Source organism: Pseudomonas sp. (genome assembly GCF_049645325.1).
GTDB lineage: Bacteria > Pseudomonadota > Gammaproteobacteria > Pseudomonadales > Pseudomonadaceae > Aquipseudomonas.
Window position 1 is genome coordinate 1 of sequence record NZ_JBARTQ010000708.1, and the last position, 3,278, is coordinate 3,278.

Sequence of the window (3,278 nt, forward strand, 5' to 3'; positions counted from 1 at the left end):
GGGCCGCGAAGCGGCCCCGATCAAGAACAGCACATTTGTAAATGTCAAACTCATTGACTGTTAGTGGGGCTGCTTCGCAGCCCGGCGCGGGGCAAGCCCGCTCACCACAATTGCGGTCAGCCAATAATGTTGTGAAGGGCATGGAACTTGCTCACTGACACCTGCCCACTCCTGCGGAGCCTCCCATCGTGCACTCCCCTCCCGGCACCCAGCGCATCGTCAAGATCCGCCGCGACTACAACACCTGGGTCGCCGACGAGACCATGGAAGACTACGCCCTGCGCTACACCCCCAAGTCCTTTCGCAAATGGTCGGAGCTGCGCATCGCCAACACCGCACTCGGCGCGGTGTCATTTTTAGCGCTGGAAGCCATCGGCGGCGTGCTGGCCTTGAGTTACGGCTTCACCAACACTTTCTGGGCAATCCTCGCCATCAGCCTGGTGATCTTCCTCACCGGCCTGCCCATCAGCTATTACGCCGCGCGTTACGGCGTGGACATGGACCTGCTGACCCGAGGCGCGGGCTTTGGCTATATCGGCTCGACCATCACCTCGCTGATCTACGCCAGCTTCACCTTTTTGTTCTTCGCCCTGGAAGCGGCGATCATGGCCCTCGCGCTGGAGCTGTATTTCCATATCCCGCTGGCCATCGCCTACGTGATCTGTTCGCTGCTGGTCATCCCGCTGGTGGCCTACGGCGTGACCCTGATCAGCCGCCTGCAACTGTGGACGCAGCCGGTCTGGCTGCTGTTGCTGGTGCTGCCTTACGGTTTCGTGTGGTGGAAAAACCCCGACGCGTTCAGTGACTGGACCAGTTTTGTCGGGCGCAGTGGCGATGGCGGTGGGTTCAACCTGCTGTCGTTCTGCGCCGCCTGCACCGTGGCGCTGTCGCTGGTGACGCAGATTGGCGAACAGGTCGACTACCTGCGCTTCCTGCCGGAAAAAACCGCCGCCAACCGCAAACGCTGGTGGGCCGCCCTGCTTTGCGCCGGGCCGGGCTGGATCATTCCCGGCGCGTTGAAAATGTTCGCCGGCGCATTTCTGGCGTTTCTCGCGCTGCAACATGAAATCCCCATGGAGCGCGCCGCCGAGCCGACCCAGATGTACCTGGTCGCCTTCCGCTACGTGTTCAGTTCCCCGGAATGGGCGTTGGGGGCGATGGTGCTGTTTGTGTTCATTTCGCAGATGAAGATCAACCTGACCAACGCCTACGCCGGCTCCCTGGCCTGGTCGAACTTCTTTGCCCGCGTGACCCACAGCCACCCCGGCCGCGTGGTGTGGCTGGTGTTCAACGTGGCCATCGCATTGATGCTGATGGAGCTCGGCGTGTTCGACGTGATCGACCAGGTGCTGGGGCTCTACGCCAATATCGCGATTGCCTGGATCGGCACGCTGGTGGCGGACCTTGTGATCAATAAACCGTTGGGCCTGTCGCCCAAACATATCGAGTTCAAGCGCGCGCACCTTTACGACATCAACCCGGTAGGCGTCGGCTCGATGCTGATCGCCTCGTTGCTGTCGATCCTCGCCCACTTCGGCCTGTTCGGTGCGCTGGCCCAGGCCGCGCCGCCGTTCGTGGCGCTGGGCACTGCATTGGTCATGGCGCCGTTGTTGGCGTGGCTGACCCGGGGCAAGTACTACATTGCCCGCACCAGCGCCGCACATTTGATACACCCGGTAGCACCCGCCACCCACGCGGTGTGCGGGCTGTGCAGCAACCCGTTCGAGACGGCGGACATGGCGTTCTGTCCGGCCTACAGCACGCCGATCTGTTCGCTGTGTTGCTCGCTCGACGCGCGTTGCGGCGACCGCTGCAAACCCCACGCGCGGCTGGTCACCCAGTTTGAAGGCGTGTTGCGCTGGCTGCTGCCCAACACCCTGATGCCGCGCCTGCACACGCGACTGGCGCATTACCTGGGGTTGTTGCTGGCGCTGGTGCTGATGCTGGCCGGTGCCCTGGCGTTGATCTACGTGCAGGCGGCCCAGGGTTTACCGCATTCCGAAACCCTCTATCAGGCGTTCTTCAAGGCCTTCCTCACCCTCTCGGTGCTCGCCGCCGTGCTCGCCTGGTGGGTGGTACTGACCCGCGAAAGCCGCGGCGTGGCCCAGGAGGAGTCCGACCGCCAGACCTTGCTGTTGATGCAGGAAATCGACGCCCACAGCCTCACCGATCAAGCCCTGCAACAGGCCAAGGAAGCCTCGGAAGCGGCGAACGCGGCCAAGAGCCGCTACGTCACGGGGCTGTCCCACGAACTGCGCACGCCGCTCAACAGCATCCTCGGTTTCACCCAGATCCTGCAGCGTGACAGCGCCATGCCCGAACACCATCAGGACGCGCTGGCATCTATTTTGCGCAGCGGTTCGCACTTGGTGTCGCTGATCGACGGCTTACTCGACGTGGCCAAGATCGAAGCCGGCAAGCTGCGCCTGGAACTGACAGAAATCCCCTTCCCCGAACTGATCCACGACCTGGAGCAGATGTTCACGCCGCAGGCCGAGGACAAGGGCCTGCGCTTTCGCCTGGACTGTGTGGGCAAGATCCCGGCGGTGGTGCGTGGCGATGAAAAACGCGTGCGGCAGATCCTGATCAACCTGCTGGGCAACGCGGTGAATTTTACTGACAGCGGCGAGGTGTGCCTGCGAGTCAGCTACATGCGTGAAACCGCCAACTTTGAAATCATCGATACCGGCATCGGCATTGACCCGGGCCAGATCGAGCAGATTTTCCAGCCGTTCGAACGCGGCGACCTGATGCGCCAGGACAAGGGTGTAGGCCTGGGCCTGACCATCACGCGCATGCTCACGGCCTTGATGGGCGGCGAGTTGCGCGTCACCAGCGAACTCGACAAAGGCACCTGTTTCCAAGTGCGCCTGTTCCTGTCCCAGGTGCGCGCACCGCAAGCCGTGGTGCATGTGGAGCACGACATCATCGGTTATCAAGGCGAACGCCGGCGCATCCTGGTGGTGGACGACCATGTCGACCATCGCAAGGTGCTCAGCGGCATGCTCACACCGCTGGGGTTTGAAGTGATCCAGGCCAGCAACGGCCAGGACGCGATCCGCCAGGTCGCGCTGCTGGCGCCGGACCTGATCCTGATGGACCTGTCGATGCCGACCCTGGACGGCTATGAAACCAGCCGTTTGATCCGCCGCAACGCGCTGTCCACGGCACCGATCATCGTGATCTCCGCCAACGCCTTCACCGACGACCGCGAGCGCAGTATCGCTGCGGCCTGCAACGACTACCTGGCCAAGCCGGTGCGCACCCCGGAGCTGCTC

The 3,278-nt window shown here is 63.0% G+C and carries 1 protein-coding gene; it reads left to right on the plus strand.

All coding sequences use genetic code 11. The features are described from left to right. Positions 1-188 precede the first annotated feature (188 nt). A partial coding sequence (locus tag WBB95_RS30095; RefSeq protein ID WP_424490902.1) for an ATP-binding protein occupies positions 189-3,278 on the plus strand: 3,090 nt, incomplete at its 3' end.